Below are 16,441 nucleotides of genomic sequence, written 5' to 3'. Positions count from 1 at the left end.
GGTGACAGGGGCTTTTTCGTGGGTCAATTTAAGCCTTGTCGCGAATCAGCAATGGCTTCAGGTAGAAACCCGTATGCGACTGCTTCATCTCGGCAACCTCTTCAGGCGTACCCGTCGCAATGATCTGACCACCCTTGGAGCCACCTTCCGGCCCAAGATCCACCAACCAGTCAGCAGTTTTGATCACGTCCAGATTGTGCTCGATCACGACCACGGTATTGCCGTGATCACGCAAGCGATGCAGTACATCCAGTAACTGTTGAATGTCGGCAAAGTGCAGACCAGTTGTAGGTTCATCAAGGATGTACAACGTCTTGCCGGTATCACGCTTGGACAGCTCACGAGACAGCTTGACCCGCTGCGCCTCCCCGCCTGACAGCGTCGTGGCGGATTGCCCCAGCTTGATATACGACAAACCTACATCCATGAGCGTTTGTAGCTTACGAGCGAGCGCAGGTACAGCGTCGAAGAACGCGCGGGCTTCTTCGATCGTCATCTCGAGCACTTCGTGGATGCTCTTGCCCTTGTATTTTATTTCCAGGGTTTCGCGGTTGTAGCGTTTGCTCTTGCACACATCACAAGGCACATAGATGTCCGGCAGAAAGTGCATTTCTACCTTGATCAAGCCATCACCCTGACATGCTTCGCAACGCCCGCCCTTCACATTGAAGGAGAAACGCCCTGGGCCGTAGCCCCGCGACCGAGACTCAGGCACGCCTGAAAACAATTCACGGATCGGGGTAAACAGGCCGGTGTACGTCGCCGGGTTGGAGCGGGGTGTGCGTCCAATCGGGCTTTGATCGATATCAACTACCTTGTCCAGATGCTCCAGACCTTTAATGCTGTCGTGAGCAGCCGCTTCCAGCGTAGTCGCGCCGTTCAAGGCGGTGGCGCTTAGCGGGTAAAGCGTATTGTTGATCAGCGTAGATTTACCCGACCCCGATACGCCGGTGACACAGGTCAGCAGGCCAATCGGGATTTCAAGATCCACGTTGCGCAAGTTGTTGCCGCGCGCACCTTTGAGTGACAGCGTCAGCTTTTTGTTGCGTGGTGTACGTTTGGCAGGCACGGCGATTTTCACACGGCCAGACAAATACTTGCCTGTCAGCGAGTCAGGGTGCGCCATCACTTCTGCTGGAGTGCCTTGGGCAACGATATGGCCGCCATGAACGCCCGCACCGGGGCCAATATCGACCACGTAGTCCGCCAGGCGAATAGCGTCTTCATCGTGTTCAACCACAATCACGGTGTTGCCGATATCACGCAGATGTTTGAGCGTGCCCAGCAAACGATCGTTGTCGCGCTGATGCAGACCAATCGAGGGCTCATCGAGGATGTACAACACGCCGACCAGGCCCGCGCCGATCTGACTGGCCAAGCGAATACGCTGCGCCTCACCGCCGGACAACGTATCGGCGCTGCGATCCAGGGACAGATAATCGAGCCCCACATTCACAAGGAACTGAAGGCGTTCGCGGATCTCCTTAAGGATTTTGTCCGCGATTTCACCGCGTCGCCCGGTCAGGCTCAGGGTGCTGAAGTATTCGGTCGCATCGCCAATAGGCATGCTGGTCACGGCAGGCAGTGTTTTCTCGCCCACCCATACGTGACGGGACTCGCGGCGTAAACGAGTACCACGGCAATCAGGGCATGACTGGGTACTCAAAAACTTCGCCAGCTCTTCGCGTACAGTGGCGGACTCGGTTTCACGATAACGCCGCTCAAGGTTCGGCACGATGCCTTCAAAAGGGTGCGCACGTTTCACGATATCGCCGCGATCATTCAGATAGCGAAAATCTACATTCTGGGTGCCGCTGCCATACAAAATGACTTTTTGCTTATCGGCAGGCAATTCACCAAACGGCACTTCCAGACTGAAATCGTAATGCTTGGCCAGCGCTCCGAGCATCTGGAAGTAATAAACGTTTCGTCGATCCCAGCCGCGTATGGCGCCTTCGGCAAGCGTCAACTCGCTATTGACCAGCCGCTTGATATCGAAAAACTGCTTCACCCCCAAGCCGTCACAAGTCGGGCAGGCACCCGCAGGGTTGTTGAACGAAAAGAGCTTGGGCTCCAACTCACTGATCGCGTGACCACAGATAGGGCAGGCGAAGCGCGCAGAGAAGATCATCTCTTCGCCAGGCTCGTCGTCCATCGGAGCGACCAGCGCAATACCATCAGCCAGTTTTAGAGCGGTTTCAAACGATTCTGCGAGGCGTTGCTGCAAGTCGGCACGAACTTTAAAGCGGTCGACCACCACATCAATCGTGTGTTTTTTCTGCTTGTCGAGTTTCGGCAACTCGTCCAGCTCGCACAACTTGCCGTCAACGCGAGCGCGCACGAACCCCTGAGCTCGCAGCTCTTCAAAGACCGAAAGGTGTTCACCTTTACGCTCTCGGATCACCGGGGCCAGCAGCATCAGTTTGCTGCCTTCAGGCTGCGCCAGCACCAAATCAACCATTTGGCTGACGGTCTGGGCTTCCAGCGGAATATCGTGATCCGGGCAGCGCGGGATACCGACGCGGGCATACAACAGGCGCAGGTAATCGTAAATTTCAGTGATGGTGCCGACTGTCGAACGCGGGTTGTGCGACGTCGATTTCTGTTCGATGGAAATTGCCGGCGACAAGCCCTCGATCGTATCAACGTCAGGCTTTTCCATCATCGAAAGAAATTGCCGGGCATAGGCCGACAGTGACTCGACATAACGGCGCTGGCCTTCGGCGTACAACGTGTCAAACGCCAGGGATGATTTGCCGGAGCCAGACAGTCCGGTGATGACGATCAGTTTGTCCCTTGGCAGGGTCAAGTCGATGTTCTTCAGGTTGTGGGTTCGTGCCCCACGTATCAGGATCTTGTCCACTGCGGCCTCGCTTGGCGGGCATTACGTAAACGAATGAGTATACGGTTCTGTGCGAAAAGTGTGCAGGCCCTTAATGGCACGATGTCATTAAAGGCCATTTATAACTTTTACGTGACAAAGCGTCGCGCCTCTCTCGTGTGTGTGCTGTTACACGATGGGACTGGTAGAATCGCCGCCGGTTCACATGAGGTTTTTCCATGCACGATCCCCACAGCGAACGCATGAGCAGCGGCGAGACCCGAGCAGCAAGTGGTCTGGCCCTTGTGTTCGCCTTCCGTATGCTTGGCATGTTTATGGTATTGCCGGTGTTGGCGACCTACGGGATGGACCTCGCCGGTGCGACGCCTGCCCTGATTGGCTTGGCCATTGGCGCTTATGGTCTGACTCAGGCGCTTTTTCAGATTCCTTTCGGTGTCATTTCTGACCGTATCGGTCGCCGGCCCGTCATCTACCTTGGTTTGATCGTCTTCGCTCTCGGCAGTGTGCTGGCAGCTAACTCTGACTCGATCTGGGGTGTTATCGCTGGACGAGTCCTGCAGGGTGCAGGCGCGATCTCCGCAGCAGTGATGGCGCTGCTATCAGACCTGACCCGCGAACAGCACCGCACCAAAGCCATGGCCATGATTGGTATGACCATTGGTTTATCGTTTGCTGTCGCAATGGTGGTAGGGCCACTGCTGACCAACGCTTTTGGTTTGTCCGGCCTGTTTCTGGCTACGGCTGCAATGGCGTTGGTGGGGATCGTGATCGTCATGTTCATGGTGCCGCGCTCAACCGGCACCTTGCAGCATCGTGAGTCCGGCGTAGCCAGGCAGGCGCTGTTGCCAACACTGCGTCATCCCGACCTGCTGCGACTGGACCTGGGCATCTTTGTGTTACATGCCATGTTGATGTCCAGCTTTATTGCGTTGCCGCTGGCGCTGGTTGAAAAGGCCGGCCTGCCCAAAGAGCAACACTGGTGGGTGTACCTGACCGCGTTGCTGATTTCTTTCTTTGCCATGATCCCATTCATCATCTATGGCGAAAAGAAACGCAAAATGAAACGAGTTTTGCTTGGCGCTGTGGGTACGTTGATGCTCACTGAGCTATTCTTTTGGCAGTTCGGTGACAGCTTGCGAACATTGGTGATTGGCACTGTGGTGTTTTTTACCGCGTTCAACTTGCTGGAAGCTTCATTGCCTTCGCTTATCAGCAAGGTGTCACCGGCAGGCGGCAAGGGCACGGCGATGGGGGTTTATTCCACCAGCCAATTCCTCGGCTCAGCATTGGGCGGCATACTCGGCGGCTGGTTGTTCCAGCATGGCGGTTTGTCGGTTGTGTTCCTGGGAGGCGCAGGTCTGGCTGCACTCTGGTTAGCCTTTGCTGTTACCATGCGCGAACCACCCTACGTAACAAGCTTGCGCTTGCCGTTGTCACCTGAAGCGTTGCGCGAAGCAGGTCTGGCTGAGCGTTTAAAGGCTGTTACGGGCGTTACAGATGCAGTGGTCGTTGCCGAAGAGGCCGCGATTTATATCAAATTGGACACCGAACTATTGGATCGCGCGACACTCGAGCAGTTGGTTAACCCAGCGCCGACGTGCGAAGCCTAGGAGAACGTTATGGCCCGTGGGGTTAACAAAGTTATATTGGTCGGCACATGCGGCCAGGATCCCGAAGTTCGCTACTTGCCTAACGGTAATGCCGTGACCAACCTGAGTCTGGCAACCAGCGAACAGTGGACTGACAAGCAAACCGGCCAGAAAGTCGAAAAGACTGAGTGGCACCGTGTATCGATGTTCGGCAAAGTCGCCGAAATTGCTGGCGAATACCTGCGCAAGGGTTCGCAGGTGTACATCGAAGGCAAGCTGCAAACCCGTGAGTGGGAAAAAGACGGTATCAAGCGTTACACCACTGAAATCGTGGTCGACATGCAAGGCACCATGCAACTGCTGGGTGGCCGTCCACAAGGCGACCAACAGAACCAGGGCGGCGGTAACAACTACCAGCAGCCACAGCAGTCCGCTCCGCGTCAGCAGGCTCAACGCCCTGCACCGCAGCAGCAACCGCAGCAACAACGTCAAGCGCCGCAACAACAGGCTCCACAGCCTGCTCCGGATTTCGACAGCTTCGATGACGATATTCCGTTCTAGGTCTTGCCTTAGGCTTAACAGCTTCAGCGTTACCTAAAAAGCCCCAAGAGTTCTGCTCTTGGGGCTTTTTGTTTGCCTCAAAAATAATCCCCGTAAACGGGGATTATTTTTTACATAAACGCAACCAGCCGTTTATTTTTCAGCGCTGTCCGGTAATGCATACGCAATGATGTAATCACCTACGTCAGGGGAGTGGCTCATGCCCCCTGCAGAGATCACCACGTATTGTTTGCCGGTAACCGGTGATTTGTAGATCAGCGGTGCGGCGACTGCGCCGACAGGCAAGCGTGCTTTCCACACTTCTTTACCGGTTGCCGAGTCGAGTGCACGCAGGTAGTAGTCTTGAGTCCCTGCAAAGAACACCAGGCCCGAGGCTGTTGAGGTTGGACCACCCAGTGTTGGCATGCCCAGCGGTATCGGCATGTGGGTTTTAATTCCCATAGGGCCGGTATCTTGGACGGTGCCCATAGGCACTTGCCACACCAGTTTCTGAGTATTGAGATCAATCGCACTCATGCTGCCGAACGGAGGTGTATTGCACGGCACGCCCAGTGGGGATTGCAGAATGTCGATTCTCACGCCGCCATAGATACCGGCGACTTGTGGACGAATGGTTCCCATGAAACCGGGCACTTCGTCAGTCGATACTTTGAACTTGCTGGTGTCTTCCTTCGTCACCAGCGACATCCGCAGGGGCACACGCATGTCGTTAACAAACATCATGCCTGTATTTTCGTCGATGGAGATGCCCCCCCAGTTCATGCCGCCCAACAAGCCTGGCCATTCGATGTACGGTTTCTCGGACGGAGGTGTAAACGGGCCCACGTAAACGGAGTCCTTGAACATGATCCGGCAGTACAGTTGATCGAAAGTCGTCACGCCCCACATGGACTTCTCAGTCAGTGGCTCAACACCAATAGTTGGCATTCCGACAGAAAACGGTTGAGTCGGTGACAGGTGCTCGCCTTCAGCGGCAGGTGAGGTTGGAACCGGACGTTCTTCAACTTCGGTAACAGGTTTGCCTGTACGACGGTCCAGAACAAAAATGTTGCCTGTTTTGCTGGTCTGGATCAAAACCGGCGTTTTCTCGCCGTCAGCGTTCTTCCAGTCATACATGACTGGCTGAGAAGGCAGGTCGTAATCCCACACATCGTGGTGAACGATCTGGTAAACCCACTTGGCTTTACCGGTCGATGCATCCACAGCTACAACCGCCGAGCCATATTTTTCTTTGGCCGCGTTGCGATCACCGCCCCAGTAGTCCGGAGGGCCATTGCCTGTTGGCAGGTAGACCAGGTTCAACTCTTTATCGTAAGTAGGAATAGTCCATACGTTAGGCGTTTCCAGCGTGAACTGGTGATCGTCGGCAGTAGCGTCCTTACCCTCAGGTGCGCCAATGTCCCATGCCCAGGCCAAATCACCGGTCAGCACGTCAAAGGCACGCACGGCCCCTGAAGGCTCGCCCGCTACAATGTCACGCACCCAGCCGCCGACCACGGTCAGATGACCCATCACAACCGGCAGAGAGGTTGGGTGATAGCGTTTGCTCTTCTCGGTCGGGCCCATGCCTTTCTTCAGATCGACATAACCGTTCTCACCAAAGCTCGAACACAGGGCACCGGTGTGCGCGTCAAGCGCAAACAGACGGGCATCTACCGACGACACCAGAATGCGCTGACGGCATTGTTGGTCGTTGTCGTGCGAAGCCTTAACCTCAGCACTCAGGCTGTCGTCTTTATCGATGTCGTAATAACCCACGCCGCGGCAGGTGACGTGTTCTTCGGTTTTGGCTTTAGGGTCGAACTTCCAGAGAGGAGCCCCAGTATCACCATTCAGTGCGGTGATCAGATTCTCCGGTGTGCATGAATACAGCACGTTGCCAATCTGCAACGGCGTATTTTCGTCTACGCCCGCACCAGCCCCGGTCGTTCTGCGCCCTGTTCTGTATGTCCAGGCGACCTGAAGGTCCTTGACGTTTTCTGGGGTGATCTGCGTGTAAGGCGCAAACCGGGTACCCGATGCGCTGCGACCATAGTATTCCCAATTTTCAGGCGTATCGGCAGTAGGTTCCTTCGGCACGGATGCCTTCGACGCGACCACAGGATTTGAAATCGCACCGTGAGGGTAAAACGCAGCAATAAAGGTGGCGATCAATGCGGCAAATACCGCAAAGCCAAACCGGTTAGCCACGCGCTGAGTCGTCAGGGATGTACCCGGGAACGTCGCGCCCACCCACAAACTAAGTGTCAGGATAATGGCTGGAACGACAAGGCGTGGCAGCAGTTCCCAATAACTGAACTGGCCTACCTCATAAAATGCCCAGACGCATGTAGCAAGGAATATAAGTGCCGAAAATATAATGCTGAAACGTTTACGCCATAGCAATAACGGGGTTAGTACCAAATAAGCCAACCCGGCTATTAGATAATAACTTGATCCGTCCAGAGCCAATAACTTGACCCCGCCGTATATCAATGTCAGTGCAACAGCAAAAACGAAGAGAGAAAATATTACTCTCGCGAGCGAGCTTATTGCCCGTCTTTTAGTGGGTGATTGATTGTCATCCGTCATTTTCATGAATGCTCTATGGGTGAATACAAAACTGTTCGTTGTCGGTGCGAACAGCCCGGCCGAATGATCGATTCGGTCGTAACTGGTTGGGCGTAAATCCTCTGGAGCCTCGTCATTCAGGCGTTAAAGCGCTGAAAAACCAGGCCGTTGCCCGGTGAGTCGGTTGCTGAACGCGCAGTTGCACGCAAAGGACTGAAGGTTCTACGAAACCTGGAGCGGAGCGTCAGAGCTCTATAGGGTTGGGTTTTGTGACTTTGTTTGTGCAAGCAGGCTTATTTTAATCGGATGATGTCTCGGATAAATCCAGCGCATTGGAAAACAATATTGATGAAACAGTAACAATCCAGTAGCCGTGAGCAACTCAATATATGCCGAGCGTCATCGGTGCTGGGTGGCCAACGAGCAGTGAGCTATTGACGCGATGAGCAAATCTGGCGAGTCAGCGGTTCAGGTTCGTGCCTGTTAGTTCAAGAGCTGGCATTAAGGTGAATTGTTACGAACGCACCAACAATGTTTCTTGCAGAGTTGGATTTATTCCCAAAAAGCTAATGCTTACACTTAAGCGTTGCTACTAACTTCAAGCGACGCTATCCAATCCTGTCCTTACACCCTGACGCAAGCAGTATAAGGCGACTTGCAAAGAGCCTTGATCATCTGCGTTTTTTCAACGGAGCACCTTTCGAATGTTTTTTTCTTTCCGCGCGCTGACTACCAGCCTGTGCAGCGGTTTGTCGTTCTGTATGTTGGCCCCTGCTCCAGCGTTGGCGGATTCTACGGACTTGATGAGTCGCTCAACACTCACCGGCGATTGGGGAGGGGAGCGACAGAAGCTGGTCGACAAGGGGATTAAGCTGACGGGTGAATACAGCTCTGAGACGATTTCGAACCTGCACGGCGGGATAAAGCGCGGCACTCGCTATGCGCAACAAATACGCATTGGCGCGCAGTTTGATCTGAGCAAGTTACTCGACACTCCGGATGCTGGCGTGGTGCAGATCATTATCAATGACCGTCGTGGCCACAGCGCCACGGAAGATTTGCTCGGTAACCGCTTGTCAGCTCAGGAAAACTATGGGGGTGAATACACCCGGCTGACCGAGTTCAGCTATCAACGCAATCTGTTTTCCAAAGACCTGTCTGCCAAGGTCGGATATATGGTCATGGGCACCGAATTTGGGGGGATGCCCATCTTGACCAACTTTGTGAGCGCCGGTTTTTGTGCACACCCGTTAACCATGTCCAGCGGCAGTGGCTGGGGTAACTATCCGACGGCACACTGGGGGGGAGAACTGCGTTACGACGTTAACCCGTCGCTAACGCTGCAAACCGCTGTGTTCCAAGTCAACCCGGAGCACAACGCACGCCCTTCTGAAGCGTTTTCCATGCCCAGCAACGACACCACCGGGGCTATTTTGCCACTGGAGGCGATTTTTAATAATCATGCCTTTCTGGATGGTCAGTACAAAGTCGGTTGGTATTACGACACCTCCAATTACCAGAAAATTGGCAGCACAGAAAAGAGCAGCAACCGTACCGGGGCTTACGTGTTGTTTGATCAGGCCATCTGGAAGGACGAGCAAGACCCTGAAAGCGTATTGCGCCTTTTCGGGCAAGCGGCCACCAGTAACGCTGCGACTTCACCGATGCGTCGTTGGTATTCGGTGGGTCTGGTCAAGCAAAAACCCTTTGCAAACCGTCCCAAAGATACTATCGCCTTTGGTTATGGCCGCGCCGTGATCAATCCGCGCACGCGCGATGAGCAAGAAGCGGCTGCAATCAATTTTGGTGAGTCAGACATGATCGCCAGCCTCGACAACGGCGAACAGATGCTTGAACTCAACTATGGCGCGCAAGTCACGCCCTGGCTGCTGGTGCGACCGGACATGCAGTACTACATCGAACCGGGCGCGTTCTTCGGCAAAAAAAGAGGAAACGCATTGGCTGTAGGGCTACAGATCAAAGCGACTTTTTAACCGACGGGCTGGCGCTTTGTGTGTTGCGAACCTGAAAGGGCAGGCCATGAAGCGATCTGCGCGACTCATGCCAGCACACATCGGCCATTGACCGTCCGCCAGAGTTCTAGCGGATTGCCATCTTGTAGCGCAGTCGGCATCAAGGCCGCAGGCAGGTCCTGATAACACACCGGTCTCAAGAATCTGTCGATAGCACTGGCGCCCACGGCGCTACTGCGACTGTCCGAACTGGCCGGGAACGGGCCGCCATGCACCATCGCGTGAGAAACCTCGACGTTGTTCGCAAAACCGTTCACTAAAATGCGGCCCGCCTTGCGCTCAAGGATGGGCAGCAGTTTTCTGGCCAGCGCAAGATCAGCGTCATCCAGTTGCAATGTCGCTGTCAGCTGTCCTGACAGGTGCTCGGCGACAGCCAGCATTTCATCTTCATTCTTACAGGCGACTATCAGCGAGCTGGGCCCGAATATTTCGTCGCCCAGTCGTTCTGTCGTCAGAAAGGTGGCTGCATCCGTTACGAACACTGTGGCTTGTGCTGCACATGGCTTTTGGGCAGTGCAACCTTGCGCCAGCGTCGTCACACCGTTGATATTGCCCGTCTCCTCGATACCGGTGAGGTAGGCATGATGAATGCCTGGCGTCAGCAGGGTTGCCGCGGCCTTTTTGCACAGGGCTTCCTGGGCGGTGTTGCAAAACTCGGTCAGAGGCTGACCTTCCAGGCCAATCACCAATCCGGGATTAGTACACAATTGCCCGGCACTCATTGTCAGGGCTTCCACATATGCACGGCCGATTTCGCTGGCGCGCATTGACAGTGCATGGGGCAACAGGAACATGGGATTGATGCAGCTCATTTCGGCGTATACCGGAATCGGCTCGCTGCGTTGCGCCGCTGTACGCATCAGCGCCAAGCCGCCTTGTCGCGATCCCGTGAAGGCGACGGCCTTGATTGCGGGATGGCTGACCAGAGTCTGGCCGAACAGATTACTGTCGCCTATGAGCAGGGAAAACACGCCCTCTGGCAAATGGTGGGCAGCAACCGCCTGCTGAATCACCCGGCCTACCAGTTCAGACGTACCTGGATGAGCTTCATGCGCCTTGACCACTATCGGGCAGCCAGCGGCCAACGCTGCGACGCTATCGCCGCCGGCAACCGAAAACGCCAGGGGAAAATTGCTTGCACCAAATACAGCAACCGGACCGAGTGCGATCTTGCGCAACCTCAGATCGGAGCGAGAAGGGATGCGCGTCGGTAAAGCGCTGTCCAGGGTGGCGCCGAGGTATTGGCCATTGCGCACAACCGTTGCAAATAGCCGTAACTGGCTCACGGTACGGCCCCGTTCGATGATCAGGCGCGCGGCAGGCAAGCCAGACTCCAGGGACGCGCGCTCGATCAGCGTGATCCCTAGCGCCAGGATGCCCGTGGCGATCGCTTCGAGGAATTGAGCACGCTGCTCTGCGGTGGTTTCGCGGTAGCGATCAAAGGCCTGCTGCGCCAGCGTGCAGGCCTGCTCAATGTCAGCGATACCGCCCACGCCGAAGTTGGGGGCCAGCGTTTCATGGGTGGCAGGATTGATTGCAGACAGTGATCCTTTGTCGCCACGCACTGCCGACTGACCGATAAGCATATTGCCGGTAATCATCATATTTCCTATAGCGTGCTGTGCCATCGTCAGACACGTATGGCTTGAATTGATCGGTGCAGGGGTTCCAGATTTCTTTGGCGCTATGTGTAGCGGTAGCGGCCCAACACAGCCTGCGGGTCCATCAAATGCTGCATTGCCCTGCTGATTTCCTGCACCTCAGGGGCCGTGTACTTACTGTAATAAGCGGCATTCACGGGCCCGACGCCATGCTCTGCACTGAAGCAGCCGCCGTTTTCCGACACCAGCTTGTAGAGGCCGCTACGCAAAGCGACCACCTTGGCGATGCCGTACTGGGCGATACAGGCGTGCGGGATTAGCACAATCAAATGGCAGCCGCCGTCGGCAAAATGGCCGAAATCGTAAAGCTGTAGCAGTGGATGTTCGTGCTGTAACCACTGTGCAGCTTGATCGCGGAAAGCGACCAATCGCGAGCGCGAAAATGCCACGTCGAACGAGAGCGGGAGACCTTCCTTGGCGATGGCCAGCGGCAGGTTGTCTCGCAGCGGCCAAAAGCTGCTGGTATTGCCCAAGACTGCGTCGAGAATCCGGTCGCTTTCATAGAGCTGTTCCAACACCTGTTCCGTTCGTTGCCCAAAAATCGTGTGCAAGCCAGGCATGCTGCTGGCGATCTCTATCAGGGCATAACAACCTGCCGACGATTGGCCGAACGGGTGGCGCAGCGTGGGGAAGTTGCGCAAGGTAATGGCCAGAGCCGCGTCGGATATCACTTCGAAAGCGCCCAGTAGATCGCCAAAATGAAGCTCGAAGGCATGCAGCACCTCAAGCGCTGCCGCATGGTCAGGCAAGGCTACAAACATGCTCTGCGTCGACTGGTCGATGCGCTGGAGTTCCAGCGTCGCCGCCGTAATGATCCCGAAGGCGCCACCGGTGCCGACAAACAATTGCTTGAGGTCAAGCCCGGTATTGTTCTTGCGCAGCGGTGCCAGCAGCTGCACCACGGTGCCGTCACCATCGGCCAGAACCGCCTCGATACCGAGCAGGTTATGACGCACGTCGCCATGCTTGAGCAAGCGGCTGCCGCCGGCATTGGCGCCGATTAATCCGCCTATCGCCGGATCGCTGCCGATATCGACAGGAAAATACAGCGAGTGGGTTTCCAGTGTGCGATTGAGTTCTGACAAGAGTGCGCCGGCTTCGACAATGACCGTGCGGTTCAAGGGATCAATCTCGCGCACTCGGCGCAGGCGCGAAAGGGAAACGATCACTTGCTTGCCGGAGTTGTCGGTGATGGCACCGCCCACCAATCCGCTGCGGTTGCCTTGGGCGATCAGCCGTATGCGATGGCGCACAGCGATGCGCATCAGCGCGCTGACCGCGTGGGTATCGCGCGGGATGACGACCGCCGCCGCTTTGCCACGGCAATGAGCAACGTCGATTTCATAGGGGGCACAGGCCGCTCCGGTCAGCAGTGACGCCTGCCCCAACACTTCGGCGACTTCGGCCAGGAACGCGTCGAGTCCCGAGGCTTGTCTGTCCTCGGTATGTTCCAGATCGCTCATTGCGTCGCAACCATGCGTTTGAGCAACTGGCTGCGTACCAGCACCAGTGCGACGATGGGTAATACGCCTCCCAGCAACGTGTTATGGCGAAACGTCAGCGACACCGCGACTGCGATTGCAGCGCCAATCAGCAGCATCACAGAGAGTTTTCGGACCAACCCATGATCGCTGCAGGTTTCGCCGATGAAACCGAGTGGAGAAAGCCGGGTGGCAGCTATGCCAATCACGAATACACAAGCCAGCACGGGCGCTGCTCCAAGCTCCTGCCCCCACACTTGCAACGCAGCGGTAGAGACCGAGGCCAACAGGGCGCCAATCATCAGATACAGGTCGACGCTCAGTGCGATCCAATGGCCAGGGCGGTATTTGAACAGCCAGAACATATGCGCAATGCTGATAACACCGCTGACCACATACGCGGTCTCCCAGCGCACGCCTGCTTCACCTGGGCCGAAACGGCCATATAACAGGAACACGATCACCGGAATGAATGCACTGGCATTCGACAAATAGGCACGGCCTAACTGGCTGACAGACATGCTGGTTTCCTTGAATAGAGGTGCAATGAAATGCCTGAGTCCCGGGCTTAACTCTTGTGCCAGCGGAACATTAAGGTTGCTGCGGTGAGAAACAATGCGGTCCAGCCTGCCATGGTCAACAAGGGCAGCCACAGCGAAGGCAACGAAGCACCTTCGAGCATCACTTGACGCAGTACCGAGACAAACTGGTTGATCGGAATCACCGAGAGAATGTTTTTGATCCAGGCGGGCGCATCGTTCAACGGGATGGTCAGGTTGCCGAAGAACAGGGCCGGGTAATGGATCAGATGGCAAAGCAATTCGGTTTCTTTTACCGAGGAGGTTCGGCTGGCCAGCAGGGTGCCGAGGCACAGCAACATGGCGCCGCCCAGCAGAATGACCGGCAACGCACGCAAGGTTTGCGAACTCCACAGCGAGATGTCGATGCCGTATCCATAACGCGCCACCAACAGCAAGGTGCCCACCGAAATCAGCATCATGACGACCCGAGACAGGAGGATCGAGGCCAGAAACACCAGCTTCGGCACGGGAAAGCAGGCGTAGATCTTGAGTGCATTGTGCTCACGCAAGCTTGCAATCGATAAGGCGGTGGACATGATGCCCAGTGACATCAAACAGATGACCAAAATGCCGGTTGTGAAAAACTGACCGTAGTCGAAGGGCTTGGCGCCGGAGGCCGTATCTTCGAAACGCACCAGGTCTGTCGACACAATCCCGCGCTTGGCCGCCGAACACCTGACCGCGGCGATCTCGATCACGCGCGCGGCGGCGCGTACCGCGAGCTGACCCTTGAAGTCATAGTGCACCTGCAGCGGTTCGGCGCCTGCCGCAAATACGATGCGTACCGTGTCTGCTGCGGGGGCAGCCGTGCTGCTGACGGTTGAAAAACTGGCCTTTACTGGATCTCCTCCCGCAAATGCCTGCTCAATCGCCAACTGGCAGCTGGTATCCGAGCTGGCCTGGTCAGCGCCCACAAACTGGACATTGACCGTGCCGAGTGAGCCAGGATGACCGAAAGCCATCAGCATCACGGTCAGCAGCAGAATGGGAAAGGCCAGCGCCCAGAACAACGCCGATTTGCTGCGAAAAAACCCCAGCAGCTCGTTGCGCGTCAATATCGCCAGTATGCTAAACATGCTGTTCCCCCTGGGCGCAGAGGTGCAACATATCGCGGTAGTGGGTGGGGCCGAACTCAAAGTGCTGGAACGCGACATGACCGATCAGGGTGCGTATCGACCGGTCCAGTTCCTGGGTGCCATAGACGCTGATTTCATTGCTTGAAGGCCTCGACAGCCGCAGCGTGGCGCCTTCGCGTTCCAACTGGTGATAGATGGCGTTGATCTGATCACGGTCGTCCAGCTGCAAATAGGCATGGAAGGCGCCAACCAGGCGGTTCTTCAATGCTTCTTTATCGCCCCGATACTCAACCCCGCCGTTGCACACCCACACCACATCGCTTGCGGTATCCAGTTCCTCAACCGAGTGGCAAATCATAATGATGGTCAGGTCAGCCAGCTCGTACCGCAGCAGGTGTGCGACGCGTTCGATATACGCCCGGTCAAGCCCGGTAAAGGGTTCGTCAAGGATTGCAATTTCCGGATGGTGAGCCAGCGCCACGAACAAATCGAGCCGCTGCTTCTGGCCACGTGACAGTGCCCGATAGGGGAGTGTGCGCAGCGCTTCGATATCCAGTGCCTGCGCCACCTGTGGGTCTTGCTTGCCGTACAGGGCCAGATGCAAATCGAGAATCTCTCTGACATTGGACGAGTCTTCATATTCGACCCGCTGCAGTTGCACCCCCAGTCGCTTGCGGTGCCGGGTGCTTTGCAGAAAACGCGCCGCTGGAACCCCCAGAATCTGAGCGCCTTCCAGATGCGCCTGCCGGAACCCGAGCAAGGCTTCGATCAGGGTGCTCTTGCCGGCCCCATTGGGGCCGATGATGGCGGTATGGCGACCGCGTTCGAAATACAGATCGCGGACCTCGAAGCGGAAACTGCCGGCGCTGACCTGGATAAGTTTGGCCGCCGCCGCATAGGGTTCATCAATGCGCGTGCGTGCGTGCTGCCTCTCAGGATGCAGGGCATTTTCGGACAGCCCGGGTTTGTCGTCCGTCATCAGGCATTGACTGTTCATGTTCAATCGAACAACGCGACTTGGACATCGCGTTTGCCTTTGAAGGGATTGCGGCCATGGGCGACGGCAATGTTATCGATCAACAGCAGGTCACCGCTGTGCCAGGGAAAGGCGATCTCCTGCGCCTCCAATGCGTCGTAAATAGGCGCGATTTCAGCCTCAGAGATCGGCGTACCATCGCCGAGTCGCACATCGTACGGGCGTGCCGGTTTGTCCTGATAGGCGTGCTGGATGTAGGCGTAACCCGGCTTGCCGAGGGAGCGGGTGTTGTTATGTTGGGTCGACAGTTGATTGAACCAGATAGGTTCGCCCGTCAGCGGATGTTTTAAAACGGCGTCACCGGTATGCGACACCGTGATGCTGCCATCTTCGAGCCACTGGTAATCGAGGTCAGTATCGCGGCACAGCTGTTCCACCCGCTGCGGATCATCGGTCAGGAACGCTTCATCCCAGGGCCGGTGGTATTCGCGCATGTGGGTGTTGCGCGGTTCATTCTCGGGCGTGCTGGGTGCACGGAAGTTGCGCAAGTACTGGATGCGCGCAGCGCTGAAGCGTTCGATCAAGTGCGACGGCAGGCGACGGGTGACGGCTCGCATGTCGCACAGGATGGTTTCGCCGCCTTCTACGGAGGGCTGTTTGCAAAAGAAGGCCAATTTCTGTGGGTAGTGCGCCATGTAGGCCTTTTCCTGATGCAGACCGATTTTCAGGGTGGCCGGGATGCGAGTCGATTCGTAGACTCTGCCCTCGATGTTCTTGCGTGGCGTGGCGCCGCCGATATAACCGAACGCATGCTCAGGATAGTTCTGCGCAATAGCCTGGAAGTCCGCGTTTTCGCGCAGTGGAAAGCCACGGAACAACAGGCAACCGAATTCCAGCAGCATGCTGTCGAAGACCGCCTGATGGTGGCGATACCACGTCGCAAAAACCTCGCGGTCACCGCTTAGCGTGCTGTCTACAGGCGTAATGACGAGCGGCATGCGCTCAGGTGACAGAAAACCACACTGTACCTGCGAGCTGCCCAGCATTTCCTGAAAGTGCTCAACCCGATCTGTACGTTGGTCCATAGCCTT

At 56.2% G+C, this 16,441-nt stretch carries 11 protein-coding genes; 3 read left to right on the top strand and 8 right to left on the bottom strand.

All coding sequences use genetic code 11. The features are described from left to right. Positions 1–28 precede the first annotated feature (28 nt). Positions 29–2,863, bottom strand: coding sequence for an excinuclease ABC subunit UvrA (gene uvrA / locus EQV93_RS03445; protein ID WP_240890884.1), 2,835 nt, complete (start codon positions 2,861–2,863; stop codon positions 29–31). A gap of 197 nt (positions 2,864–3,060) precedes the next feature. Between uvrA and EQV93_RS03440 the strand changes: the two genes are divergently transcribed. Together EQV93_RS03440 and EQV93_RS03435 are read left to right on the top strand one after the other, a co-directional pair. Then, a complete protein-coding gene (locus tag EQV93_RS03440; RefSeq protein ID WP_122782084.1) occupies positions 3,061–4,452 on the top strand; it encodes an MFS transporter in 1,392 nt (463 codons plus the stop codon). 9 nt (positions 4,453–4,461) lie between these two features. Then, a complete protein-coding gene (locus EQV93_RS03435; RefSeq protein ID WP_122782083.1) occupies positions 4,462–4,992 on the top strand; it encodes a single-stranded DNA-binding protein in 531 nt (176 codons plus the stop codon). A 132-nt stretch (positions 4,993–5,124) separates the two neighbouring features. On the opposite strand, the gene EQV93_RS03430 is transcribed toward EQV93_RS03435, so the two are convergent. Next, on the bottom strand, positions 5,125–7,563 hold the full coding sequence (locus EQV93_RS03430; protein WP_240890899.1) for a membrane-bound PQQ-dependent dehydrogenase, glucose/quinate/shikimate family: 2,439 nt from the start codon (positions 7,561–7,563) through the stop codon (positions 5,125–5,127). Positions 7,564–8,246: 683 nt separating this feature from the next. On the opposite strand from EQV93_RS03430, the gene EQV93_RS03425 reads away from it, so the two are divergent. Continuing rightward, positions 8,247–9,536: a carbohydrate porin gene (locus tag EQV93_RS03425; protein ID WP_240890883.1), complete on the top strand. Its 1,290-nt coding sequence runs from the start codon at positions 8,247–8,249 to the stop codon at positions 9,534–9,536. A 65-nt stretch (positions 9,537–9,601) separates the two neighbouring features. On the opposite strand, the gene EQV93_RS03420 is transcribed toward EQV93_RS03425, so the two are convergent. The 6 genes from EQV93_RS03420 to EQV93_RS03395 form a co-directional block, all read right to left on the bottom strand. After that, on the bottom strand, positions 9,602–11,179 hold the full coding sequence (locus EQV93_RS03420) for an aldehyde dehydrogenase (NADP(+)) (RefSeq protein ID WP_240890898.1): 1,578 nt from the start codon (positions 11,177–11,179) through the stop codon (positions 9,602–9,604). 80 nt (positions 11,180–11,259) lie between these two features. Further along, the gene (locus tag EQV93_RS03415) at positions 11,260–12,699 is read right to left on the bottom strand and encodes an FAD-binding oxidoreductase (protein WP_240890882.1); all 1,440 of its coding nucleotides are present in this window, start codon (positions 12,697–12,699) and stop codon (positions 11,260–11,262) included. Further along, on the bottom strand, positions 12,696–13,238 hold the full coding sequence (locus tag EQV93_RS03410; RefSeq protein ID WP_240890881.1) for a permease: 543 nt from the start codon (positions 13,236–13,238) through the stop codon (positions 12,696–12,698). Before EQV93_RS03410 ends, EQV93_RS03415 begins: the two co-directional genes overlap by 4 nt. 47 nt (positions 13,239–13,285) lie before the next feature. Further along, entirely contained in the window at positions 13,286–14,374 is a 1,089-nt protein-coding gene (locus EQV93_RS03405; protein WP_240890880.1) for an ABC transporter permease, read from the bottom strand. After that, complete coding sequence (locus EQV93_RS03400; protein ID WP_240890879.1) at positions 14,367–15,371, bottom strand: ATP-binding cassette domain-containing protein; 1,005 nt, start codon at positions 15,369–15,371, stop codon at positions 14,367–14,369. The genes EQV93_RS03405 and EQV93_RS03400 overlap by 8 nt, the downstream gene beginning before the upstream one ends. Before the next feature lie 2 nt (positions 15,372–15,373). After that, positions 15,374–16,435, bottom strand: a complete 1,062-nt coding sequence (locus EQV93_RS03395; RefSeq protein WP_240890878.1) for a TauD/TfdA family dioxygenase — start codon at positions 16,433–16,435, stop codon at positions 15,374–15,376. Between the last annotated feature and the right edge of the window lie 6 nt (positions 16,436–16,441).

The organism is Pseudomonas sp. TMW22091 (genome assembly GCF_022496705.1).
Classification (GTDB): Bacteria; Pseudomonadota; Gammaproteobacteria; order Pseudomonadales; family Pseudomonadaceae; genus Aquipseudomonas; species Aquipseudomonas saxonica.
The sequence above is the reverse complement of the archived record's forward strand: the minus strand, read 5'-3'. Positions and strand labels throughout refer to the sequence as shown.

Coding starts and splice junctions, on each gene's coding strand:
- EQV93_RS03415 (WP_240890882.1), bottom strand. CDS start 12,699: ATGAGCGATCTGGAACATACCGAGGACAGACAAGCCTCGGGACTCGAC.
- EQV93_RS03395 (WP_240890878.1), bottom strand. CDS start 16,435: ATGGACCAACGTACAGATCGGGTTGAGCACTTTCAGGAAATGCTGGGC.
- EQV93_RS03435 (WP_122782083.1), top strand. CDS start 4,462: ATGGCCCGTGGGGTTAACAAAGTTATATTGGTCGGCACATGCGGCCAG.
- EQV93_RS03410 (WP_240890881.1), bottom strand. CDS start 13,238: ATGTCTGTCAGCCAGTTAGGCCGTGCCTATTTGTCGAATGCCAGTGCA.
- EQV93_RS03430 (WP_240890899.1), bottom strand. CDS start 7,563: ATGACGGATGACAATCAATCACCCACTAAAAGACGGGCAATAAGCTCG.
- EQV93_RS03440 (WP_122782084.1), top strand. CDS start 3,061: ATGCACGATCCCCACAGCGAACGCATGAGCAGCGGCGAGACCCGAGCA.
- EQV93_RS03400 (WP_240890879.1), bottom strand. CDS start 15,371: ATGAACAGTCAATGCCTGATGACGGACGACAAACCCGGGCTGTCCGAA.
- EQV93_RS03425 (WP_240890883.1), top strand. CDS start 8,247: ATGTTTTTTTCTTTCCGCGCGCTGACTACCAGCCTGTGCAGCGGTTTG.
- EQV93_RS03405 (WP_240890880.1), bottom strand. CDS start 14,374: ATGTTTAGCATACTGGCGATATTGACGCGCAACGAGCTGCTGGGGTTT.
- EQV93_RS03420 (WP_240890898.1), bottom strand. CDS start 11,179: ATGATGATTACCGGCAATATGCTTATCGGTCAGTCGGCAGTGCGTGGC.